17 protein-coding genes are annotated in these 23,259 nt (G+C 50.7%); 3 read left to right on the top strand and 14 right to left on the bottom strand.

What is annotated here, in order from left to right; all coding sequences use genetic code 11:
- Nucleotides 1-9: 9 nt before the first annotated feature.
- The 4 genes from KJY73_RS04405 to trmJ form a co-directional block, all read right to left on the bottom strand.
- On the bottom strand, nt 10-1,173 hold the full coding sequence (locus KJY73_RS04405) for an IscS subfamily cysteine desulfurase (protein WP_214340672.1): 1,164 nt from the start codon (nt 1,171-1,173) through the stop codon (nt 10-12).
- A gap of 8 nt (nt 1,174-1,181) precedes the next feature.
- The gene (iscR, locus tag KJY73_RS04400) at nt 1,182-1,655 is read right to left on the bottom strand and encodes a Fe-S cluster assembly transcriptional regulator IscR (RefSeq protein WP_214340670.1); all 474 of its coding nucleotides are present in this window, start codon (nt 1,653-1,655) and stop codon (nt 1,182-1,184) included.
- Between the two features lie 91 nt (nt 1,656-1,746).
- Nucleotides 1,747-2,550 carry a serine O-acetyltransferase gene (gene cysE / locus KJY73_RS04395; RefSeq protein ID WP_214340668.1) on the bottom strand — a complete coding sequence of 268 codons (804 nt, stop codon included), beginning with the start codon at nt 2,548-2,550 and terminating at the stop codon, nt 1,747-1,749.
- A gap of 16 nt (nt 2,551-2,566) precedes the next feature.
- A complete protein-coding gene (gene trmJ / locus KJY73_RS04390) occupies nt 2,567-3,280 on the bottom strand; it encodes a tRNA (cytosine(32)/uridine(32)-2'-O)-methyltransferase TrmJ (protein ID WP_214340666.1) in 714 nt (237 codons plus the stop codon).
- 173 nt (nt 3,281-3,453) lie between these two features.
- On the opposite strand from trmJ, the gene suhB reads away from it, so the two are divergent.
- Nucleotides 3,454-4,230 carry an inositol-1-monophosphatase gene (gene suhB / locus KJY73_RS04385; RefSeq protein ID WP_214340664.1) on the top strand — a complete coding sequence of 259 codons (777 nt, stop codon included), beginning with the start codon at nt 3,454-3,456 and terminating at the stop codon, nt 4,228-4,230.
- Nucleotides 4,231-4,335: 105 nt separating this feature from the next.
- Here the strand turns inward: suhB and KJY73_RS04380 are convergent, their stop codons facing one another.
- The 9 genes from KJY73_RS04380 to queA all read right to left on the bottom strand — a co-directional run bounded on the left by KJY73_RS04380 (nt 4,336) and on the right by queA (nt 20,525).
- Nucleotides 4,336-10,365 carry an Ig-like domain-containing protein gene (locus KJY73_RS04380; protein ID WP_214340663.1) on the bottom strand — a complete coding sequence of 2,010 codons (6,030 nt, stop codon included), beginning with the start codon at nt 10,363-10,365 and terminating at the stop codon, nt 4,336-4,338.
- A complete protein-coding gene (locus KJY73_RS04375; protein ID WP_214340660.1) occupies nt 10,362-11,597 on the bottom strand; it encodes a TIGR03032 family protein in 1,236 nt (411 codons plus the stop codon). The genes KJY73_RS04380 and KJY73_RS04375 overlap by 4 nt, the downstream gene beginning before the upstream one ends.
- 5 nt (nt 11,598-11,602) lie before the next feature.
- Nucleotides 11,603-12,787 (bottom strand): S8 family peptidase, encoded by a 1,185-nt coding sequence (locus KJY73_RS04370; protein ID WP_214340658.1) that lies wholly within the window; start codon nt 12,785-12,787, stop codon nt 11,603-11,605.
- A gap of 30 nt (nt 12,788-12,817) precedes the next feature.
- Nucleotides 12,818-14,776 (bottom strand): TonB-dependent receptor plug domain-containing protein, encoded by a 1,959-nt coding sequence (locus tag KJY73_RS21900; protein ID WP_214340657.1) that lies wholly within the window; start codon nt 14,774-14,776, stop codon nt 12,818-12,820.
- 111 nt (nt 14,777-14,887) lie between these two features.
- Nucleotides 14,888-15,829 carry a protein translocase subunit SecF gene (gene secF / locus KJY73_RS04360; protein ID WP_214340655.1) on the bottom strand — a complete coding sequence of 314 codons (942 nt, stop codon included), beginning with the start codon at nt 15,827-15,829 and terminating at the stop codon, nt 14,888-14,890.
- Nucleotides 15,830-15,840: 11 nt separating this feature from the next.
- Nucleotides 15,841-17,685, bottom strand: a complete 1,845-nt coding sequence (gene secD, locus KJY73_RS04355) for a protein translocase subunit SecD (RefSeq protein ID WP_214340653.1) — start codon at nt 17,683-17,685, stop codon at nt 15,841-15,843.
- A gap of 62 nt (nt 17,686-17,747) precedes the next feature.
- On the bottom strand, nt 17,748-18,086 hold the full coding sequence (yajC, locus tag KJY73_RS04350) for a preprotein translocase subunit YajC (RefSeq protein ID WP_206592608.1): 339 nt from the start codon (nt 18,084-18,086) through the stop codon (nt 17,748-17,750).
- A 139-nt stretch (nt 18,087-18,225) separates the two neighbouring features.
- On the bottom strand, nt 18,226-19,341 hold the full coding sequence (gene tgt / locus KJY73_RS04345; RefSeq protein WP_214340651.1) for a tRNA guanosine(34) transglycosylase Tgt: 1,116 nt from the start codon (nt 19,339-19,341) through the stop codon (nt 18,226-18,228).
- 140 nt (nt 19,342-19,481) lie between these two features.
- A complete protein-coding gene (gene queA / locus KJY73_RS04340) occupies nt 19,482-20,525 on the bottom strand; it encodes a tRNA preQ1(34) S-adenosylmethionine ribosyltransferase-isomerase QueA (protein WP_214340649.1) in 1,044 nt (347 codons plus the stop codon).
- A gap of 208 nt (nt 20,526-20,733) precedes the next feature.
- Here queA and KJY73_RS04335 point away from each other — a divergent pair, with 208 nt between their 5' ends.
- Nucleotides 20,734-22,374 carry a methyl-accepting chemotaxis protein gene (locus KJY73_RS04335; RefSeq protein WP_214340647.1) on the top strand — a complete coding sequence of 547 codons (1,641 nt, stop codon included), beginning with the start codon at nt 20,734-20,736 and terminating at the stop codon, nt 22,372-22,374.
- Nucleotides 22,375-22,421: 47 nt separating this feature from the next.
- On the opposite strand, the gene KJY73_RS04330 is transcribed toward KJY73_RS04335, so the two are convergent.
- Entirely contained in the window at nt 22,422-22,694 is a 273-nt protein-coding gene (locus tag KJY73_RS04330; protein WP_214340645.1) for a DUF6471 domain-containing protein, read from the bottom strand.
- Between the two features lie 167 nt (nt 22,695-22,861).
- Here KJY73_RS04330 and KJY73_RS04325 point away from each other — a divergent pair, with 167 nt between their 5' ends.
- Nucleotides 22,862-23,251 (top strand): YjfI family protein, encoded by a 390-nt coding sequence (locus KJY73_RS04325; RefSeq protein WP_206592603.1) that lies wholly within the window; start codon nt 22,862-22,864, stop codon nt 23,249-23,251.
- Nucleotides 23,252-23,259 lie beyond the last annotated feature (8 nt).

The following is a 23,259-nucleotide window of genomic DNA, read 5'->3' as shown; positions in this document are numbered from 1 at the left end:
TTTCGCAGGCTACCATCCAAGATTCATACTACGCAGGGCATGCAGACTCTCACGGATATGCGTGATAGCAAAGTCCACGTCCTCATCACTGGTAAAACGTCCCAGGGATAAGCGAATGGCACTGTGCGCCAGCGCATCCGACATGCCCAGTGCTTTTAGCACATAAGAAGGCTCGACACTTACCGAATTGCAGGCAGAGCCGGACGACACCGCCAGGTCTTTTAGCGACATCAGCAGCGCTTCCCCTTCCACATCGGCAAAGCTAATGTTGAGGTTACCCGCCACACGCAAAGTGGCATGGCCGTTTAACACTATGCCCTGAATATCCTGGATCCCCGCCCATAGTTTCTTGCGCAGCGCTAAGAGCCGAACGCCTTCCTCGGCCATTTCCTGGCGGGCTAAGGCAAAGGCTTCCCCCATGCCGACAATTTGATGGGTAGCCAGGGTGCCGGAACGCATTCCGCGCTCATGGCCGCCACCGTGAATTAACGCGTGCAATTGGACTTTAGGTTTGCGCCTCACATAGAGTGCGCCTATGCCCTTTGGCCCATATACCTTATGGGCAGAAAATGACATCAGATCAACCGGTAAGCTCTGCAGGTCAATGGGCTCTTTGCCAGCACTTTGGGCGGCGTCAACGTGAAACAAAATACCGCGCGCTCGGCAGATTTCTCCTAGCGCATGAATATCCTGGCACACGCCAATTTCATTATTGACGTGCATCACTGACGCCAGAATAGTGTCGTCCCTTAGTGCGGCGGCAAACTGTTGGGCATCCACCAGCCCGTCTTTATCCGGGCTTAAGTAGGTTAGCTCGAATCCTTGCTCTTCGAGCTCCGCACACACATCCAATACCGCTTTATGCTCGGTGGTAATTGTGACTATATGTCTGCCTTTTTCGCCATACTGATGTGCCACACCTTTGATGGCCAGGTTATTTGATTCAGTAGCCCCCGAGGTGAAAATAATTTCCCGGGCATCCGCGTTGACCAATTCAGCAATCTGATTACGCGCCACATCTACCGCTTCTTCGGCTTGCCAACCGTATTTGTGCGAACGGGAGGCTGGGTTGCCGAAGATACCGTCCATTGTCAGATGCTTCATCATTACATCCGCCACACGCGGATCAACAGGGGTGGTAGCGGCGTAATCCAGGTATACAGGCTTTCTCATGGAAACAGTTACACTTGCAGAGTTATTTTCAGATCGGGGTGAGATTTATGTTTGTCCTGGCGCTGTGAGACTTGCTGAACATCATGCTTGGCCATCAATTCACCCAGGGTGATACTGTCCAGAAACAGCGCAATACGTTCGCTTAAATCACTCCACAGGCTGTGCGTCAGGCAGCGTTCACCGCCCTGGCAATCGGATTTGCCGCTGCAGCGCGTCGCATCCACCGACTCATCTACCGCATGGATCACTTCACCTACCGAGATATTGTTCGCGTCACGGCCTAACTTATAGCCACCGCCAGGTCCGCGCACACTGGAGACCAGTTTATGGCGACGCAGACGGGAAAACAGCTGTTCAAGATAGGACAGGGAAATCTCCTGGCGCTCAGAGATATCTGCCAGCGGCACGGGGCCGCGTTGGGAATGCAATGCTACGTCCAGCATGGCAGTAACAGCATAACGTCCTTTGGATGTCAGTTTCATGCCAAAACCCTAAGTTTTTCAGGGTTCAAAGCATGCCATACCTGACTAATTTAGTAAAGTATAAGTCCCTACATTCCACTCAAGTATTCACCTAAATCTTAGGATCAAAGTCGTCCAACTTAGCATGGCTTTCAGTGCTGTTAGCTAAGCCATCAAATTCATCCAGATCAATGCTGGGAAGTGCATCGGTGCAAACATTGCCGCCGACCTCATTGACCGCTTTACAAAGCTCTTCGACTTTGGTGTCGAGCAAATGCACATGATCCAACATCCGGCCAATAGCATTGGCGACCGGATCAGGGTTGTCGGGAGAAACGGCATAGGCATCAAAGCCATATTTTTTGGCAATTCTATCTCTGTGGCTGGTTTCGGCGTCGGCCGTTTTGACCGTGACGATACGGCCAGGGATCCCCACCACGGTGGCCTCGGGCGGCACATCCTTGACCACCACTGAATTGGAGCCGACCTTGGCGCCTTTGCCAATCCGGATGGGTCCCAGCACTTTTGCGCCAGCGCCCACTACCACACCGTCTTCCAAGGTGGGGTGGCGCTTGCCCGACTGCCAACTGGTCCCCCCAAGTGTCACGCCGTGATACAGCGTCACGTCGTCACCAATCTCGGCGGTTTCCCCAATCACCACACCCATACCATGATCGATAAAGAAGCGGCGCCCCAAGGTAGCGCCGGGGTGAATTTCCACGCCGGTTAACCAGCGGGCTAGTGTAGATAAGGTCCGGGCCAGCCATTTCCAGTTTGCTTTCCATAGTTTGTGACTAACACGATGCCACCAGATGGCCTGCAAGCCAGGATAATTCGTCAGTACTTCAAAGGTAGTGCGGGCCGCCGGATCACGGTGAAAGACACTTTGGATATCCTCTTTAATACGTTCGAACATAACAGGCTTCCAATAATTAAGATGAGTGCTTCTTATCTATCGAGGCCAGGATGCCGCGCAGAATATTCAACTCCTGCGCTTCCGGGCGGGCCCGGTTAAACAATCTGCGCAATTTGGTCATCACCTGGCCCGGATGGTTTGCCACGATAAAATTCGTGTCGGTCAGCGTTTGTTCAAGATGAGTATAAAAGCGTTCCAAATCTTCAACCAGCGGGTATTCATTCTCCATGGCTGGCAGGGCTTCCCGGTTCAGATGCGCCATGCGCACTTCATAGCAAAGGGTTTGCACCGCCGCCGCCAGATTCAGCGAACTGTATTCGGGATTAGCGGGAATGCAGACATGGAAATGACATTGCTGTAGCTCTTCATTGGCCAGGCCATTATTTTCCCGTCCAAACACCAGCGCAACCGGATAATTGTCAGCCTCCACTACCAATTTCTCACCGCATTCACGGGGATCCAGCATCGGCCAGGGTAAAGTACGGGAACGCGCGCTGGTGCCCACTACCAAGCCACAGCCGGCAATCGCGTCTTCTAAGGTGGGGACTATTGTACAGTTGGCCAGAATATCGGTAGCCCCTGCCGCTAATGCACTGGCCTGACCGTCAGGTGCCTTTACCGGGTCAACCAGATAAAGCTCCTTCAGCCCCATAGTTTTCATCGCGCGGGCGGTAGAGCCAATGTTGCCGGTATGGGAAGTGTTGACCAGTACAATTCGGATATTCTGCATTCAGGGGTTCTCTTGATTCAAAACTGCTGCGCATCATAACATAGCCTTTGCAATTTTCTGTTGGTCTGGTAGACTGCGCGCCGCTTTTGACGCTGGTGATTTTTCCATCAAGCCGTTTAGGCCTGACAGAAACCAGCACAACTCTGTTCTTTCAAAATTGGTGGTGACTCTCTATGCATGCAATGCTGAATATTGCCGTGCGCGCAGCTCGCGCAGCCGGAAACGTTATTGTCCGTGGTTATGAAAACCGCGCCGACCTGATGACTGAAGCCAAAGGTGACAATGATTTCGTCACACGCATAGATAAAGAAGCCGAACAAACCATTATCCACAAAATCAAACAGTCCTATCCTGAGCACAGCTTCGTCGGCGAAGAGGGTGGTATCGTGGATGGCGACGAAAACTTTAAATGGGTTATTGACCCATTAGACGGCACCACTAATTTCATCAAAGGCATCCCCCACTTCGCAGTTTCTATTGCATTGCTGCATAAAGGCAAGCTAGACCAGGCCGTGGTATTTGATCCGCTGCGTGGTGAGCTGTTTACCGCCTCTAAAGGTGCCGGTGCCCAATTAAACGGCTACCGCGTACGTTGCACTAAGCCTCGTGACCTGAACGGCACCGTACTGGCTACCGCCTTCCCCTTTAAGCGCAAAGAAAACCTCGGCCAATACCTGAACAGCTTTAACCAGATTTTTGATCAGTGTGGCGATGTGCGCCGCAGCGGTTCAGCGGCACTGGATATGGCCTATGTGGCCGCCGGTCGTTACGACGGCTTCTGGGAAAAGGGCCTGAAGCCCTGGGATATGGCAGCAGGTACACTGCTGGTACAAGAAGCGGGCGGTCTGGTTACCGACTTTGACGGCGGCCACGAGTCTATGCGCACCGGCAATGTTGTATGCGGCGGCCCGAAAGTGGTGCAGTCCATAGTAAAAAGCCTGAAAGCGTAAAACTTCCAAATGTAAAAAAGGGGACCTAGGTCCCCTTTTTTGTTTCGGTTTCTCTGACCAGACCAGCGTGAAAAGGTAATCTCGCCAGCCTGGTATCGAATCGCCTTATTTGGCCGTTATCGTCAATCGACGCCAGGCCCCCAACGCGCCAGCCATCAGCAATAACCATAACGGCAGACTACCGCCGCTGTCGCGGGTTACAACAACCTCTTCAACCACAGTAACCGATACTTTCACCTGCCCCTGAGCCTGCACCCCCAACTTATCGCTGATGGTATAGGTAATCACATCGGTGCCGGCAAAACCGGTTTTGGGCGTATAAGCCAACTTGCCGTCGCTATTGACACTCACGCTACCCTGCTGGGCAGAGGCCGTCACAAGAGTGAGGCTATCATCATCCGCATCCGTATCATTAGCCAGAACATCGATCACAATCGCGCTGCGATCATCTGTACTGGCCACATCATCCATGGCTTGTGGCGCGCGGTTAAACAGTACAGACACAGTTACCTCGGCAACCGCCACACCACCTTTACCGTCGCTCACGGCATAGTTCAGCGCAATGTTTCCTGCTACATTCTGTGGAGGCGTGAAGGCCAGTTTATTATCTTCCACCGCTATCTCCCCCAGGTCGGCAGAGGCGCTGAGAATATACAGGCTATCCCCATCGGCATCGCTGTCATTAGCCAGCACATCAATCAGTGAGGTGGAATTCCAGGCCATCTCTGTGCTGTCGGCAACGGCAACCGGTATCTGATTGCCATTATTAGGTACCGCTACACCGCCAGGGTCAACCACCGAGCCATTGACAGAGCCATCATCGTCATTGGGGCCACCATCTTCTATTTTCAGTTGCACACACCAGTGACCTTCGGTTAAACCTGGTTGGTAGAGGACATCCCCCGGCGGCGGACAATAACCCGGCTCACCCGAGTAACTGAATACTTCATTGTTGTTATCCTCAACAAAGGTGTGCCAGTTGCCGCCTTTGAACTTACGATATACTGCCCCAGCAGGAATTGGCATCTGTTGCGGGATAGCCAGGTAAGTGTGCTGATTAATAATGGGGGTGACACTAAAATCGAATACCCCCCCCACAGGGATAAACGAGTTGTCTTTCGGCAGATTAGGCTGTCCCGGAGGGGCTATCTGCAAACCCGTATCTTCTAACATCCCGGTACTACCTTTACGCAGGCAGTTACCAGGCTGCGATTCAATCAATAGGCTGGTCTGATTACCCAAAGTCTGCGGCATAACATTACAACCGTTGGCGCTGTTATCCTTGAAGTTGGCAATACCATCCCTATCATCATCACCCAGCCCTTCCTGTGCATCAGGTGTTGAATCGCCGTCGCTATCACCGTTGCCTAACTGCGGTTTACTGTCCTTGATGGCAAAGTTCACGGTTTTAGCGGTGGGGCTGAGTCCGCCATTCTTCTCGAAATAACTCAGACTGACAGACCCTGAGCGCGCAAAAGGAGAAACCTGTTTGGGATCGAACACATATTCCGTGGCGCTCGAAGAAACCTGCCCTTCGGTTACATTGGTTAACCAGGTAGCCGATTCTGTATAACCATCAGGGTCGGTAATATCTGCCTTAACCGTTACATGACCGTCATCGCGATATACGGTGCTGCGCTCTTCCCCACCTTGCATAACGCTAAAAATGATAACAGGGGGAATATTGATCTCTTTGATAGTAACCGTAGTGCTACTTCGCACACCAAGATTCAGTTGATTGCCCAGGCTGAAAATTACGGTTTCATTGTCATCAGAGATAGAGTCAGAGATGGTGTTAAAACTGACTTCACCCTGCAGGCCGCTGTTAATGGTCAAGGTACCACTGCGCGCACTATGGTCGAGCGTATCTATTGATGACGCCGTGCCACCGACTGAATAAGGAACTTCTAGCGGGTAAACCGGGCTGGGGCCGTTTAAATGCACAGTTACCGTGGCCGGGTCGCCTTCTCGTACGAATTGGCTCTTGCCGAAAGAAATAATCGGGTTAACCTCAATGAGCTGCTGCGCCGTCGCGCTCAGACCGTTACTCCCTGTGGCTCGCCACGTCAGGATATGGCGCCCCGGTGCAAACTTATCGTTGTCTTTATCGGGGGTAACTGCCAAAGGATTCCCCTCGTGATCCGTTGCCGATGGCGCGTCAAAAGGCACCTTAGTAAGCAATCCGATGGCGTCTACACGTTTAACTGTAGGCTCACTGATAATCGGCAGTTGTGAGGCGTCTGCATCAATACTCACCTGCACTACCGCCTGACTCGTCCCTTCCTGGGTTTGTAACTGGTAACTTAAGTTAACCTGGCCGGTAAAACCAAAGTCCGTGCTAAGCAACAAGGCTTCAGCCTGCGATGATATGGTGACGCTGCCGGTATCGGTTTGCGCATTGGTAATGACCAGTGCCGCAGCATCCCCTTGCTTATCGTTTGCCAGTACATTCAGGTCGTATAACCCATCTTCGCGGTAGGTCAGAAGGAAGCTGTCATCCACCGCCACTGGCTCTTCATAGGGATCGGATTCAATTACTTCAATATTAAATGCTGGCAAAGAGCTGGTGTTTTGCCCATCACTCACTCGAATAACAATAGCGGGGTAGGTTCCAACCTCCGTTGGCGTGCCGCTGAGTGTGCCAGTGACAGTGTTAAAACTGGCCCAAGCAGGTTGATTACTGATGCTAAAGCTCAGTTCTGCAGCTGGGCTGTCATTGTCCACCACCTGCGGGGTGAAACTGTATAGCTGCCCTTCCTCAATTTGCGTGGCAGGGCTGCCGCTAATAGTTGGCGGCATACTGGGCTCTTCGACCAATATGCTAAATGGGTTAAGAGATGCGCTCGCCTGACCGTCGCTGACCCGGATAATGATATTGTTGTACAAGCCAGCATCGGTAATAACAGGTGCACCGCTTAGCTCACCCGTAATAGGGTTGAAATCCAGCCAGGCGGGCTTATTGCTGATAGAGAAGGTCAAGGTATCGCCATCCGCATCGGACGCGGTAGGCACGAAAGTGTAGGAAAATCCGGCGACAATAGAGCTCGTTGCTGTGCCACTGATTAGCGGCGGATTATTTGGCGGAACCGGATTGGTGCGGGTAATTGTCGGCACATTTACATCAGCAGAGGTATTACCGGCTTTATCGCTGGCCGCTACCACATAATTATTTGCCCCCACACTTAAACTCGGGACGGTTAGATTCCAGTTTGTACCGGTCACCTCTGCACTGGCCAATGCCGTGGTATTGTCTGCTATGTCATTATTGTCTGCGTCTGCGTAAAGCTTAACCGTCACACCGTTTTCAGTATGTGTACCGCTGATGGGATAGCTGCTGTTACTGGTCGAGCCTAAGAAAGCTGAAACCACTGGGTCAACTGGCGCAGTTGAGTCTTCGGTAATCAGGCTTAGCACCACATAAGCAGAAGCATTGCCAGCGCTATCTACGGCACGCACCCGGTATTGATGTTCGCTATCCGGTGTTAAGGGCTGACTAAACTGCCAGCTATTCGCTGCGACAGTGGTGGTGGTGACAGGCACATAGTCCATGGCAACAGCACCATCATAGATTTCTAACTCAATAGTGACGCCATCATCAACATGAGAGCCCTCTATCAGGTAGTTATTGGCATTGATAAACACCGCTGAAGTTGGCGCACTCAGCACAGGTAACACTGGCACAATAGTATCTGCGGTGGCATTGCTGGTATCTGCGGTGGTGATACTGTTACCCACATCATCGCTGGCCGTCACAGAGACATTCAGGTTATTAGTACTGAGGTTATTTGGCAGTAGGAAAGTGGCCGTCCAGATATCGCTGTTATTGGTGGCAGTTACCGCCGCGCCGCCACCAAAATCGGTAAAGTTGACAGTAACACTGCTAATGGTATCGCTATTATTATCTCCCGCCCCACTGTTATCCCAGGAAACGGCTAGCGTATCGCCAGCTTTATACGCACCACTGGTGCCCGTTGCTCCTGAAATCGCAATGTTCGCGTCGGTTAGCACAGGTGGCTGATTATCTACCGTGGCATTGGTCGTATCCGCGGAGGTCGTCACGCCACCAGTGCCGGTGGCAGATACCGATACATTCAGGTTGCTGCTGTCTATGGCACCACCAACAATCACATATGTGGCCGTCCACACCCCAGCATTTTCAACCGCACTAACCGCTGCGCCACCGCCAAAGGCACTGAAGTCCACGGTAACATTGCTGATGCCGCTGTTATTGTCGCCACCGGCGGTATTATTCCAGGTCACGGTAACAGTATCACCCGTTCTGAACGCGCCACCGGGCCCGCTAGCGCCACTAATGGCAATATTGCTATCGGTTACTGTGGGGGGAGTTCCGGAGGTAATATTGGTGCTGTTTGCCGTTGTTAATCCGCCAGATGTCGCCTTTAGTGCCAGGGTGTCTGTTGCTGCATTATTGGTATACTGAATTGCCAGTCCGGTAAATGTCGCCGAACCTGATGACGGAGTTAATGTCACTGTTGTTCCTGAACCATCACTATCACCGGTGCCGGTCAGGCTATTTACCGTACCGTCCACCACGCCATCATTTGGGTCTGTTACTGACAGCACAATATCTGTGCTGTAGCCACTATCCAGGATGTTGTTCCCATCAAGCGCTTGTACCACTGGCGGTGTGCTAAAACTGCTCGACACCCCTGTAGTAATTGAATTTGGTGCAGGTTGAGTAGTAAATTGCAGCCTTGTGGCGATGACATCTGAAACAACAGATGCAGAAGTTCCGTCGTTCAATCCACCTGAGGTTGCCGTCAGGGTGAAGCTCTGCTGGTCTGCCGTGGCGGCATAGACTAAATCAGTAAAAGTGGCTACGCCACTGACAGCGGCGACAGTAGTGGTACCGCTCAAGGAACCGGCACTGGCCTCAGTCAGGCTGACGTTACCAGTGAAGTCCACATCCGGATTATCATTGGCATCAACTGCCTTAACCACCGGCTGTGTTGTTAACGATGAGCCAGACACCGAGCCAGCAGGCTCGGTGGTGAAGAGCAGCTTAGTAGCCGTCACCTCAATGCTGCTGCCCGAACCGTTAGTTACGTCACTCTGCGATCCTGCCATCTGCGTACCGCCAACGGTGACATCAGCAGCATTCAAGCTAAGGATTATCGTATTATCTTCGGTTAAACCTGTTGTATTGTTGTAATAGGCGTTTATTGCATAAGTTTCACTATCGCCATCGGCAATGGAAATGCTCAGGCTAGAAAAAGTCAGGGTATCGCTACCACTATTGTAAATGCCGGTAACATTGTTGGCGTCAGGGCCATTTAAGCGCCAGGTAATATTGTCCCGTTCGCTATCTGAAGACGAACCTGACACCTGGACAATCAACTGGCTAATTGTCATCGCCATAGCGTCTGAAGTCCCCCCGTCACCCAAGGTAAAATCAAACACATCAATTGCTTCTAAAGTAGTGTCAATGTTGGTATTGATGCTGACAGGCTCAGAAACACCCGTCGCTGTGGTAAGGCTGCCATCACTGTCAGGGCTTGCAGAACCACCCAGACAACTTTTATACGCTACGACGCAGGCGTTATTAGTTTGAGGCCTTCCTATTATTGTGGATGTTGATGTTGATACTCCACCAGAAACCTTATGACACATAAGGCTATTGGTGCTCGCCGTAATTAAAAACACTTCACCAGGTGCCGAACAAGTCACGGTTTGCAAAGCAAAGTTACCTTGAAAGCTGGTATTGGCGGTATTTAGCAGCGGAAAGCCTGCCCCGGCGAACAGTTTGCGCCCTTGCAACGTATTACCGGATAAAGACACGGCTTGTTTACCCGCACCAGTAATAAGCTGCTGCTGTTTTAAAAAGGCCAGAGTTTGTCTGACGGCAGCATCGGCTGTTGATTTATCGGTGACCGCTACCTGCTTGGCAGAGGACTGGGTGGAGAAGGTCGCAAAAGGGCTGTGGGCTGATGCTTCACTATGCTTTGCAGTTGAAAACGGTGACGTCGACACCACCGCCGTTTTACTGCGTACCCCACTTCGGCTACTTAAGGTGCGGCTTGATGCATGTCCCAGCAATGGCTGCGCCAACAACAAGGCAGGCAATGCCAGTTTCAGCGATGCTTTTTTGACAGGTTGGTTGTTTTTATAGCTCATAAAGACTCTCGCTCCGGCTGCCCAGGCAGGCAGAAGTGGTTACGCATTCGAGGATGTTGAGGTTCAATTAATTCAGGAAAACTGCAATCCGGCAGCACCGCGATATCATAGATTTGATCTACATTGCCGGTAAAACTCAGGCTGGCGACCAGGCTATTATCATCCAGATTTAGCACCCAAATACCTGAGTAAGTTTGTTCGTACATATCACTCAAAGGTGACGATTTGGTCTGCTCAGATTGACGCACCTTGGACAAACCTAAAAACAACAGCGGGCCGTAAAAGTCCATGCCGCGGGTAAAGCCAGGCAAGCGGGCAATCACCTCGACGTCACCCGTCGTTGGGTTGTAGGTGCAAAGTTCGCCAAAACCCGAATTACAAAAATACACTTTCCCGTTGTACCAGCGTGGTGAATGTGGCATCGCCAATCCTTCAACCAGCACTTCATTACTGGCCACATCCATTAAGGTACCGCAGTGGTCTTTGTTGTCCCGCCACTTTGCCAATTCATTGAACTGAGAAAAGGTAGTGACATAAGCAGGGACCCCATCTTTAAGCGCCATGCCGTTTAAATGACAACGATCTTCAGGTACCAGCTCAGTAATAAAATGCGGTTGCCAACGGGGCACAAAACTAAAATCAGGTTCAAGCGTACAAAGGCAAGAAAAGCTGGAATTGACAGCCCATAAACCATCCGTCCCCCAGGCAATATCATGAATATTAATCATGCCGGTATAGTGGCTGGCGCGGGTAATAAAGCACGCATCAGTGCGTTCATCCACAGGTTCAAAAAGCTTAGCCTGATAGGCTTGCCATTCAGCCTCTTGCTGCGCTTGCTCGTCCGGCGCAGCGTTGTTGTCCTGCTCTTGTTCAGGACGGGTTTTCATTCTCGGGGCCGTGATATCGTCTTCAATGGGTGCCAGCGACTGTTTGATTTGTGTCAGTAAGGCGTCTTCACGACTAAAGCGCAACACTTGCGTAAAAGTACCGAGGGTCAGGCTGTTGGTATCGGCTGCCAACCCCATTGGACGGGGGAAACTTTTATAGCTTATATCCAGTTCGGCACCATCGCTGCGCACCAGCATAAGCCTTGACGCCTGGTAAGAGGTAAACGCCAGGGAAATATTTAATTGTTTTAGAAGCCCCGGTAAATTTCCGGAACATTCTGCGCGAAAATCCATTTCCTCATAGTAATCCTTCAAATTCGTCAAGGATTGCTGAGCTTTGGGCATACTTACTACCGTACTGTTAACTTCCGCTCACGAACAATCGCTTCGATATCGTGCAGAGATAGCTGAGGTTTTTTGGTTATCAGTTGTGCAATATACCCGCTGGCTAATGCCGTGGCCAGCGATGTACCAGAAAAGTAACTATATTTCATATTGTTATCTAAAGACAGCTGATTTTCGCCGTAAAAATAACCATCAATGGTAGGCCCCCAATTGCTAAATGAGGTTTTGTTTCCTTGCTTATCAACGGCACCAATCACAATAGCGCTGGCCAGGCCTGCCTCAGTCTGATTTTCTTGCACCGGCTTACCTGCATTTCCTGCCGCAAACAGCACTGCGACGCCTTTGCCAGCGCGCCCGTTCTCTGCCAAATCATCAACCACATCTTTTAACGGCTCAACTAACCAGGGGCTATTCCAACTGCAATTAATAACATCCGCTTGCATAAGCTTAGCGACTTGAAAGGCCAGCAACGTATTGGACGTCCAGGTATCGGGTTGACGAATAGCAACGAGTTCAGCATCAGGAACTAATCCGTTTACCCTTTGGCTGTTCGCAAATAAGACACCTAGCACTTTCGTTCCGTGGGTATCAGAAGGGTAAGCCGGGGAAACATCCTGGCTTTTGGATTGTGTATCATAGCTGAAGGCCAGGTTAACACCTGCCAGTGCAGGATGGGATAACACAAACCCATCATCAATCACTGCGATTCTGACCGCGCTGCCCTTTCCACTCACTGATCTAGCCAAGATACCAGGGGATAAAGGTGCAGTCATTGCCATTCTCGCTGCATCAAGTTGAAGCAGATCCGGCTGCACCAGCAGCACCCCTGTATCGAGCCTGAGTGCCTCAAGGATTGCCACCATGTCGGTGAGGCTCGATAACTCCCACAGGAAGTACGAAAAACCACGCCCCTGGTAAAGTAAGGCCACGCTGTTAACAGCGTCAAAGCGAGCAGCAAGCGCATGACCATACTGCTCGGAACTGACTTTCACCACTAATCGGCTAGCCAGTTGTAACTCAGCTTCCTGACCAGGGATCTTAAAGTGCCCGGCATGAGCAACCAGCTCTATGCTCTGCCCGAGGTTATCAAAACGAATCAGAGCGTCTTTAGTGGTTGAGTTGGCCTGAAGAAACGGGGAATGAAACGCTAACAGGCTAAGAAGCACAAAAGCGCCAACTTGCTTTAGCATAGTGTGTCAGTTTTCATTAAAAGCCCTCATTTACCACGCGAAGGTCAATCCCAGGTTCGCTCGGAGGCCACTGCGCATGGGGTGGCTGTTAATCGTGCGACCGGCTATCTCGGGCTGATACACCTCTTCGTCCAGTAAGTTACTGACCGTCAGTGCCAATTCGGCGTCGTGTTGCCACCAGTAAAGATGATGTGAAAGCTTAAAACTGACTAAGTGATACGGACTAGGTTCAGGATTGTAGAATTTGGTATTGGAATTTCGAATTTGATTGGAATGAAAAGCACTAAACCAACTGTGCTGTAGACCGAGATGCCAGTCCTGCCCCAGGGCATAAATCAGACTCCATTTGAGCATATGATTCGGCATTAGGGTGTAGTCTTGCTTCCCGTCAGATTCATTGTGCTGATAGCTATAGGAGTAATTCAACTGCCCCGCATCAAACAGCCACTTGCCTTCCAGCTCAAGTCCTTGGCTATGCAGTTTGCCCATATTGATAAAATCCAGAACCCGATCACTGGCACGTAAGCGCGAAACTAAATTAGACAAATCACTGTGAAACAAGGTCAGCGCATGGCGGCTGTTTTCTGTAGTGCGATAATACTGCAGGTTAACGGTTGCGATTCGCTCGGGTTCCAACTGAGGATTACCCCGTAATCCTCCAGTGTTGTTACCCTGCTGGTCGCAACAAACAATGAGGTTAAAGTGGGTTTCCACCCCATAGGCGGCACGAAAGGCACCACCGTAATCTAACTTAACGCCACTACGCTCATTCAGCCGATAAACCACGCCGGCACGCAATTCATAATTGGCATCGACATCGGGCACTTTGTTGTACTGGGCGCCAAAACTCCAGTTCAGGGCGTCATCCGATGCGGTCTGATACTGGCTGTACAAGCTATACCAGGTACGTGAAAAACGCGGAATAGGCGCGGCAGCTAAACCCGGCTCTGTGCTGACTTTTTGCCGCCAGGCTGTACCACCCAGCAGCCATCGCCCCTGCTCCAGCATGTCATAATCAAGCAGCGCTTCGAATAACAAATTATCTGAGTTGGCATTGTAGTTGTAATGGCTAAAACGCGACGCATTGTAACTAAGGTCAGTATCCAGACGCAGTTGCCTGGTTAAATCCCAACTACGTCCCAGTTCAAGCAGTGAACGCCTGGAGCGAACCTGGCGGGAATCCTGCGCCGGCCCTTGCCAGTTCGACACACTGCCCCAGAAACCTTGCTCACTAACAAGGTTCATGGCGCTCAAGCGCCAGTGTTGCCATTCTCCCTGCAACATCAAGGCATGATTTTGCTGGCGGGCCTCAAAGTGTCCGGGATTACCGTTATTATCCAACGCTTCAAATTGCCAACCATCATCTTGATAAAAACGCGCAGACCACTGCAAAAAACCTTCATCCCCTATTACTGCATCATGAACTTGTAGCTCCTGGCTCCCCAGATTGCCCGCTGCCGCTGTAACCCTGCCTAGCGATTCCGGCGGTTGAGTGACCAGATTAATAACACCAGCAAACGCATTGCTGCCGTACAACACCGAGCCGGGTCCGCGAACAATTTCAATACGCTCCAAACTGTTGACTGGAAACGCCGTATAGAAAGCGAAGTTCTCACCGCCGGTAAAGCTGTCGCGCACAGGTCGACCGTTTATCAGCAGCAGAACCTCGTTATTGGAATGGGTGAGCTGTAAGCCACGGATAACCGCCAGGTTATTCGGGTAAAAGAATGACCCCATCATCAACAGCCCTGGCGCGCGCTCCAGCACGTCCATCAGGGATGTTGCCCCCAGGGCCTGGATTTCGCTGCGACTGATCACTGTGGTTACGCCTGGGGCGCTATCTAACGGCTGGCTGAACTTACCGGGAGCCTGAACTTCAACGTTGAGAAGCTGCTCAAAAGACAGCGCAAAGAGCGCATCCTGATTGCCTTGTTGAGCGGCAATGCTTGCGGTGAAGCCTATTCCAAACAGCCAAAAAGGTACTTTCATGAATTCGCCGTACATGGCAAAAATTAAGAGGCGTAATGAAAAACTAACTCAAGGAAGAATATTTCACAACCGTGAAATATCCCGGCCCGTGCTGGGCCGGGTCACTTAGATTTAAGGCAGAGGATCGAGATCTGCGCCTTCTTTCTCTACTTCTGTGGGCATCAGGTCTTCTTTACTGATACCTAACATCAGGGCTACAGAACTGGCGATATAGATTGATGAATAGGTACCGACAAAAATACCGAACAATAATGCCGTAGCAAAGCCATGGATCAGCGCACCGCCTTTAAAGAACAAGGCCAGCAACACCAATAACGTCGTACCTGAGGTAATGATGGTACGGCTCATGGTCTGAGTCAGAGAAATATTGATAACTTCCTCAGGCTCGCCTTTTCTCAGCTTACGGAAGTTTTCACGGATTCGGTCCATCACAACGATGGTATCGTTTAGCGAGTAACCTATTACCGCCAACACCGCCGCCAGTACCGTCAGGTCGAATTCCAGCTGCAATACCGAGAACAGGCCTAAGGTTATGATAACGTCATGCGCTAACGCCGCAACGGAGCCCAGACCAAAACGCCATTCAAAACGCATCGCCACGTACATCAGGATACAGACCAATGCCACCAGCATGGCCAGGCCCCCCTGCTCGGTCAATTCTTCACCAACTTGTGGACCAACGAACTCAATACGGCGCATATCGACTTGCTCGCCGCTTGCGCGCAAGGCAGCCATAACCTGATCGCCCAGGGTATCTGACTTAACGCCTTCACGAGGTGCCAGGCGAATCAAAACGTCTTCAGAGCTGCCGAAGTGCTGTACCACGGCATCGCCAAAGCCCACTTCGTTCAATTGCTTACGCACCTGTTCCAGTTTTGCTGGCTGCTGGTAACCCACCTCAATGACTGTACCACCGGTAAAATCCAGGCCCCAGTTCAACTGGTTCACCGCCAGTGACACAATAGAGCCAAGGATCAACAAGGTGGAAAAAATCATCGCCGGCCAGCGCAGGGACATAAAGCGGACTTCTTTATCGAAATCAAAAACTCTCATCTTTATCTCCCTTAAATGGACAGGTTGTTGAGACGCTTGCCGCCCCACACCGCGTTAACGATGGCACGTGTGCCCACAATCGCCGTAAACATGGACGTCAGAATACCGATAGCCAAGGTGATAGAGAAACCTTTCACAGGACCGGTACCCACGGCGAACAGGATTACAGCGGCAATCAGCGTAGTGATATTGGCATCAGCAATGGTTGACAAGGCACTGTCATAACCATGGTGAATCGCCTGCTGCGGGCTACGACCATCACGAAGCTCTTCACGAATACGCTCGAAGATCAGAACGTTAGCATCTACCGCCATACCAACAGTCAGTACGATACCCGCCATACCAGGCAACGTCAGGGTAGCGCCAGGGATCATAGACATCACACCAATGATCATCACCAGGTTAGCCAGCAGTGCGGTATTGGCCACTAAACCGAATTTACGATAGTAGATAGGCATAAAGGCCAGGATTAGCACCAGCCCCCAGAAAATCGCCTGCATACCCAATTCGATATTTTCCTGTCCCAGGCTTGGGCCAACGGTACGCTCTTCCACGATAGAAATAGGTGCGACCAAAGCACCTGCACGCAACAACAATGACAGATTTTGCGCTTCGGCAGGTGAATCAATGCCGGTGATACGGAAGCTATTACCCAAACGCGCCTGGATAGTAGCAACGTTGATCACTTCCTCATGCTTCTCAAATACGATCTTGCCGTCTTTGTCTTTTTCGCTGGTAGGTTTGTACTCAATAAATACCGTCGCCATCGGCTTACCGATATTGTCTTTCGTACCGCGCGACATCTTATTGCCGCCTTCTGAGTCCAATTTGATATTGACCTGAGGACGACCATACTCGTCAAAGCTGCTGCTGGCATCCACGATATGATCACCGGTCAGCATAATACGCTTATCCAGCAGTTGTGGTTGCCCCTTACGATCCATCAACAATTGAGCACCGGGCGGCACGCGACCTTCTACCGCATCCCGAACATCATGTTCGATATCTACCATACGGAACTGCAAGGTAGCCGTAGCGTTAAGGATTTCTTTAGCACGCGCGGTGTCTTGAATACCAGGTAACTGCACCACAATACGATCAGAACCCTGACGCTGGATAACTGGCTCAGCCACACCCAACTGGTTAACACGATTGCGCATGATGGTGATGTTCTGTTTCAGCGCGTACTCGCGAATTTCCTTCAGACGCAGCTCAGATAACGTGGCGGTCATCAACAGATCGCCTTCATCTTTAAACAGCACACCCGGATTGTTCTTTTCCAGGAAGGTAATTGCCTGGTCCAGGGTTTCCTGATCGCGGAATTGCACGTCTACGCGGTCGGACTTTTGTTCAACACGACGATAGCGCAGCTTTTCTTCACGCAAGCTGTTACGAAAATCATCTTCCATCTGTTCGATGGAACGGGTGATAGCCGCTTTCATATCCACTTCCATCAGGAAGTGTACGCCACCGCGCAAATCCAGACCCAACTTCATGGGGCTGGCACCTAAGCCTTCTAACCACTCAGGCGTCGCTGGTGCAAGGTTAAGGGCCACAATATAATTATTGCCCAGGCTGGCTTCCAGTTTCTCTTTCACCACTAACTGGTCGTCACCGCTTTTCAGGCGAACCAAAAGGTGTGACTCTTCCAGCGCAATGCTTTTAATGTCGATACCGTCTTGCTGCAGCTGTTCTTTTACCTGCTCAAACAGTCGGGTATCCACTTCGGCATTGCGGCTGGCGGAAACCTGTACCGCATAATCTTCGCCGTATAAATTGGGCGAGGCGTAAAGTGCACAAACAGCGATCACTATGATCACCATCAGGTACTTCCACATCGGGTATTTGTTTAACACGAACTTATCCTTCAATACTCAGCAAAAATTAAAGAGGCGAACTGGTCGCCTCTTCATTATTGTCAGATGTTTTTCATCGTACCTTTGGGAAGTACCGCGGATACCGACGCCTTCTGTACCACAATGTTAGTGGTATCGTTCAGGGCGATTTCGATGAAGTCTTTGTCGTCGCCCACTTTAGTGATACGACCAACCAGACCACCTTGCGTCAGCACTTCGTCACCTTTACCCAGCGAGGAAATCAGGTTTTTGTGCTCTTTAACACGCTTGGCCTGCGGACGATACAGCATGAAATAGAAGATCAAGCCGAACACACCCAACATGATCAGCATCTCAAAGCCACCGCCTTGCTGACCTGCTGGTGCTGCCTGGGCGTACGCGTTAGAAATAAACAAGCTCATAAACTTCCCCTAATTTTGTTTTTATATTTACCTTTTGGCGTCCTGCCTTAAGGCAACATTGCTTTAAAAAGCGTGGTCTTCTTTGCGACATCGTTAATCAGGAATTAACGATGGTGGAGCATCCTACCCCACTGGCCAACTAACTTAACTCTGGTACCGGCATGCCTTTTTGGGCATAAAACTCGGCGACAAATTCATCCAGTGTACCTGCTTCAATGGCAGCTCTCAGCCCTTCCATCACGCGCTGATAATACCGTAAATTGTGAATAGTATTCAGCTGTGCACCGAGGATCTCATTGCACTTATCGAGATGGTGTAGATATGACCGCGAATAGTTTTTACAAGTGTAACAATCACATTTTTCGTCCAGCGGCCCCGTGTCGGTTTTATGCCTGGAATTGCGGATCTTAATCACGCCCTCCGTCACAAACAGATGACCATTTCGGGCATTACGGGTTGGCATAACACAGTCGAACATGTCGATGCCGCGGCGCACCGCCTCAACGATATCTTCAGGCTTACCCACCCCCATTAGATAACGGGGCTTATCGGCCGGGATTTTATGTGCGGTGGAGTCCAGGATTCGGATCATGTCTTCTTTGGGCTCACCCACCGACAATCCACCAATGGCGTAGCCGTCAAAACCGATACGCTCCAAGCCCTTGAGGGAGACTTCACGTAGGTCTTCGTACATCCCGCCTTGCACAATACCAAACAGCGCAGACGGATTATCGCCATGCTCCTGCTTGCTGCGCTCTGCCCAGCGAAGCGACAATTCCATCGAGGTGCGTGCCTGCTCATAGGTAGCAGGATAAGGCGTACACTCATCAAAAATCATGACAATGTCTGAGCCTAAATCGCGCTGCACTTGCATAGACTTTTCCGGCGTCAGCAAAATCTTCTCGCCGTTTATCGGTGAACGGAATGTCACCCCTTCCTCACTGATTTTACGCAGATCGCCCAGGCTGAATACCTGGAAACCGCCGGAGTCGGTCAGAATTGGCTTCTGCCAATGCATAAAATCATGCAGGTCGCCGTGCAACTTCATGATCTCAGTACCGGGGCGTAGCATCAGGTGAAAGGTATTTCCCAAACAAATTTGCGCACCGGTGACTTCCAGCTCTTCAGGGGTCATGCCTTTTACGGTGCCATAAGTGCCTACCGGCATAAAAGCGGGCGTTTCTACCACACCCCGATCAAACACCAGGCGGCCACGACGGGCTTTGCCGTCGGTCGTCATCAATTCAAATTTCATCGTTATCCTCTACGGCGAATCGGAAAACAGTCCGAAGCCGATAAATTACGTTTTTACACGCGAGCAAACTCAACCGGCGATTATAAGGGATCTGACTAGGCGCGTAACCCTTTTCTGCCATGTCCATTTAACAGGCGGTATTAACCCGCCTTGTTGATAAACATCGCATCACCATAGCTAAAGAAGCGATAGCCCTGTTCGATGGCCTGTTGATAGGCATTCATCACATGAGCCTTACCGGCAAAGGCACTGACCAACATAATCAGTGTCGACTCAGGTAAATGGAAGTTGGTTACCATGGCATCCACCAGCTCAAAGCGATAACCAGGGTAAATAAAAATATCGGTGTCGCTGAAAAAGGGTTGTAACTCAGTCCCGGCGTCCAGCGATGCCTTAGCAGCAGATTCCAGGGAGCGCACTGACGTGGTACCTACGGCCACGACGCGTTTACCGGCCGCCTTGGTTGCCAACACAGCATCCACCACCTCCTGAGGAACCTCGGCATATTCAGAATGCATCTGATGGTCGAGAATATTGTCCACCCGCACCGGCTGAAAGGTTCCGGCCCCCACATGCAAGGTCACAAACGCCGTATTTACCCCTTTTGCTGCCAAAGCCTGCAAAAGGTTGTCATCAAAATGCAGTCCCGCCGTAGGGGCTGCCACGGCACCAGGCTTTTGGTTATACACCGTTTGATAACGTTCTTTATCGGAATCCTCATCCGGTCTGTCGATATAAGGCGGAAGGGGCATATGGCCATAACGCTCCAGTAAGGTAAGTACAGGTTCGTCATGCAGGAAAGTGAGCTCAAACAAAGCATCATGGCGGGCCGTCATTTCGGCGCGGACTTTCTCTTCAAGCACCAGAACATTGCCTGGCTTGGGGGACTTATTGGCGCGCACATGGGCCAGCACGCGGTGTTCATCCAAAATCCGCTCCACCAGCACTTCCACTTTGCCGCCACTTTCCTTTTGGCCCAACAACCGAGCCGGGATCACCCGGGTATTGTTAAATACCAACAGGTCCCCTGCTTCCAGCAGAGATAAAACATCTGGAAACTGTAAATGCTGAATCTGTCCGTCCTGGCCGTTTAAATGCAACAAACGACTGGCCGTACGCTGTGCCTTTGGGTAACGGGCAATAAGTTCATCGGGCAGGTCAAAATGGAAATCAGATACTTTCATGCAATCGGCCTTTCAATCAGGGCCGCATATTTTAGGGGTAAGCCAGGTAAAATCCCACCTTTTCCGGGCTAAAAGCGATATTCTTACCTGCACAGAGTAAATTATAAATACATCACATATTTACATTTAAGATCAAAGCGATAACCTTTTATTCTCATGTTAGGCTGAATACTCATTGCAACGTCGCACTAAGCGGCCAGAGGTGTAAATGCTACCTGCACAATTAAAAAAACTACGTCCGAAGATTATTGGACTGCTGGGCCTTGGCATACTACTGGTTGGTTTACTGGCAGAATACGGCATATCACTGCTCGCTTCAGAGATTAAGCGATACGATCAATTGATTCAGCAGGAAGTTGCTGCCACTAATCTGGCCGATAAGATTAATCTGAATTTCAAGCGCCAGGTGCAGGAATGGAAAAATGTTCTGCTTAGAGGCGAAGACCAGGCCAAGCGCGACAAATACTGGAGCAGCTTTCAGACCTATCACAAACAGATTCAGCTGGATGTGGACGCTTATCTGGCCCTCCCCTTAGACAATAATCTGAAACAGATTATGCAGGACTTTAAGCATACACACCAACAGTTGCTGAAGAGTTACCAGAATGGATTTCAGGTTTTTCAACAAGCTGGTTTTAACCATACCGCGGGGGATAAGGCCGTAGCGGGGATCGACCGCGAGCCCACCGCGCAATTAGAACAATTGAGTGAGCAGTTAAATAACTACATTATCACGCGCAGTAAAGAAACCAGCGAGGCATCTCAATCTGCCGAGCGGATAAGCGCAATAGGGCTTCTTATTGCCATTGTTGTAGTAACTTCGCTGACAGCCTGGTTTATGAATGCCAAAGTGGTAAAACCGCTCACCACGCTGATAACCCATTTGCGTGATGTCAGCAACGGCAAGCTCGATAAACAAGTACTGGTGTATAGCGAGGACGAAATTGGCCAAATGTCCAAGGCCATTGAGATTTTGCGCCAGAATACCCTCAATATCTGCGAGGGCTTAGACAGCACACAGAAAGATCTGGATAAGGTCTGCTACAGCTTGGTAGACAGCGCCGGTGCCATCAGCCAGGGGGTAACTGAGCAAAACCATGGCACCAACAGTGTACAGATTTCCGTTCAGGGCATGGTAGACACAGGCCAAACCATTGCAGCGGATGCCCACAAAGCGGCCGATTCGGCCAGACAGGCAAACCAGGCGGCTGATGACAGTATTCAGGCCATGCAACATACCATTGAAGCCATTACCGCCTCTTCGAATCAAATTCAGGATACTGCCGAAGTCATCACTAAACTTGATGAAGACGCGCGTAAGATTGGCTCGGTGCTGGACGTGATAAAAGGTATCGCAGAGCAAACCAACCTGCTGGCACTGAATGCGGCTATTGAAGCTGCCCGGGCGGGTGAGCAAGGCCGGGGCTTTGCTGTGGTGGCTGACGAAGTTCGCACCCTGGCTGCCCGCACTCAGAAATCGACAGAAGAGATTCAGCAGATGATTGCTAATGTGCAACGTGGCGCTAACAGTGCCGTCAGCGCTATTCAGCAAGGGCAAGAACGGACCAGCCAAAGTGTTGATAAAGTACATGCGGCCAATAGCCAACTGCAGGATGTCACCAGTACCGTCAACTTGATTGCCCAGTTAAACGATCAAATAGTCCAATCCGCGGGGCAGCAGGCTGTGATCAGTGAACGTGCATTGGCCAATCTGTCTGAATTGCTGGATATCGCCAAGCTTAACGGGGTGCACGCCGACTCCTGCGCCGAGGACAACCAAACCTTATTGGAAGTGAAGAACCGCATGGCGGCGGTAATAGCCCGGCTAACTAACCAAGCAGCCCGCTGATACTGCATAGGCACCAAGGTCGTATCGCTCCCGTCTGACGGGTCAGGTTATTCAGGTAACCTGACCCCCATATCCGCGAAGATATCGAGCAGATCATCCCTTTCAATACGACGCACATTCAGCACCGTAATAATTTGTAACAACAAGTCGGCCCCCAGAATGCCCTTGTTAACTTTATTTCGCAGGTTATCTGCGCTTTGATTAACCCCAATGCGCGCCAGTCTGTCACTCAGATCCTGATACTTGACGCCACGCTTGGACATTTCAGCTTTAATCAGTCTTTGCACCAGTTGTCGCCAATCGGCACTTTGATTTTGCATATTCACCCCCACTAAACGTGACGTATAATTTACAACAAGAATTCATTTTATACAAAAAGAGAAAAAAATAATTTGACGAATAAGAAATTGCCTGACTAAGATTAGCGGCAATTAACGACCGCCTTTGTGGCAGTTATCACAACTACCTTAATCTGAAGGAGTGAACCATGAGCTGGGATCTTGATCAGCTTGACAGTCTGCTGACACAGCACAATGACCTGGTAGTAACCAGACAGGAAGATTGCCTGTTGATTGCCAATTCAGACGGCATCGATGCCTGGCTGGCTATCAGCGGCGAGCAGATTATTGTGGAAACCTTACTGTTCTGTTCGTCAGAGGTCCGCGACCGCGCTGCACTGAACGACGAAATTCTCAAGACCCATATGCTGTTCCCACTGACTACCGTTGGCATTTCTCAAGTGGCCGGTGAAGAGTATTACACCGCCTTTGGCGCGCTTAGCTCGCAATCAAAAGCGGAAAGCATAGTGATTGAAGTCGAAACACTGTTCCAAAACGTAGCGTCATTCCTGGATGCCTACCAGGATCATTTGAAGTAACGAGGAGC

The organism is Bowmanella yangjiangensis (assembly GCF_018531185.1).
In the GTDB taxonomy this organism is placed as follows: Bacteria; Pseudomonadota; Gammaproteobacteria; order Enterobacterales; family Alteromonadaceae; genus Bowmanella; species Bowmanella yangjiangensis.
This window is presented reverse-complemented; position numbering and strand designations above follow the sequence as displayed.

What these genes read in the sequence shown, in the direction of transcription:
- KJY73_RS04405 (WP_214340672.1), bottom strand. Translation starts at nt 1,173, where the DNA reads ATGAGAAAGCCTGTATACCTGGATTACGCCGCTACCACCCCTGTTGAT.
- iscR (WP_214340670.1), bottom strand. Translation starts at nt 1,655, where the DNA reads ATGAAACTGACATCCAAAGGACGTTATGCTGTTACTGCCATGCTGGAC.
- cysE (WP_214340668.1), bottom strand. Translation starts at nt 2,550, where the DNA reads ATGTTCGAACGTATTAAAGAGGATATCCAAAGTGTCTTTCACCGTGAT.
- trmJ (WP_214340666.1), bottom strand. Translation starts at nt 3,280, where the DNA reads ATGCAGAATATCCGAATTGTACTGGTCAACACTTCCCATACCGGCAAC.
- suhB (WP_214340664.1), top strand. Translation starts at nt 3,454, where the DNA reads ATGCATGCAATGCTGAATATTGCCGTGCGCGCAGCTCGCGCAGCCGGA.
- KJY73_RS04380 (WP_214340663.1), bottom strand. Translation starts at nt 10,365, where the DNA reads ATGAGCTATAAAAACAACCAACCTGTCAAAAAAGCATCGCTGAAACTG.
- KJY73_RS04375 (WP_214340660.1), bottom strand. Translation starts at nt 11,597, where the DNA reads ATGCCCAAAGCTCAGCAATCCTTGACGAATTTGAAGGATTACTATGAG.
- KJY73_RS04370 (WP_214340658.1), bottom strand. Translation starts at nt 12,787, where the DNA reads ATGCTAAAGCAAGTTGGCGCTTTTGTGCTTCTTAGCCTGTTAGCGTTT.
- KJY73_RS21900 (WP_214340657.1), bottom strand. Translation starts at nt 14,776, where the DNA reads ATGAAAGTACCTTTTTGGCTGTTTGGAATAGGCTTCACCGCAAGCATT.
- secF (WP_214340655.1), bottom strand. Translation starts at nt 15,829, where the DNA reads ATGAGAGTTTTTGATTTCGATAAAGAAGTCCGCTTTATGTCCCTGCGC.
- yajC (WP_206592608.1), bottom strand. Translation starts at nt 18,086, where the DNA reads ATGAGCTTGTTTATTTCTAACGCGTACGCCCAGGCAGCACCAGCAGGT.
- tgt (WP_214340651.1), bottom strand. Translation starts at nt 19,341, where the DNA reads ATGAAATTTGAATTGATGACGACCGACGGCAAAGCCCGTCGTGGCCGC.
- queA (WP_214340649.1), bottom strand. Translation starts at nt 20,525, where the DNA reads ATGAAAGTATCTGATTTCCATTTTGACCTGCCCGATGAACTTATTGCC.
- KJY73_RS04335 (WP_214340647.1), top strand. Translation starts at nt 20,734, where the DNA reads ATGCTACCTGCACAATTAAAAAAACTACGTCCGAAGATTATTGGACTG.
- KJY73_RS04330 (WP_214340645.1), bottom strand. Translation starts at nt 22,694, where the DNA reads ATGCAAAATCAAAGTGCCGATTGGCGACAACTGGTGCAAAGACTGATT.
- KJY73_RS04325 (WP_206592603.1), top strand. Translation starts at nt 22,862, where the DNA reads ATGAGCTGGGATCTTGATCAGCTTGACAGTCTGCTGACACAGCACAAT.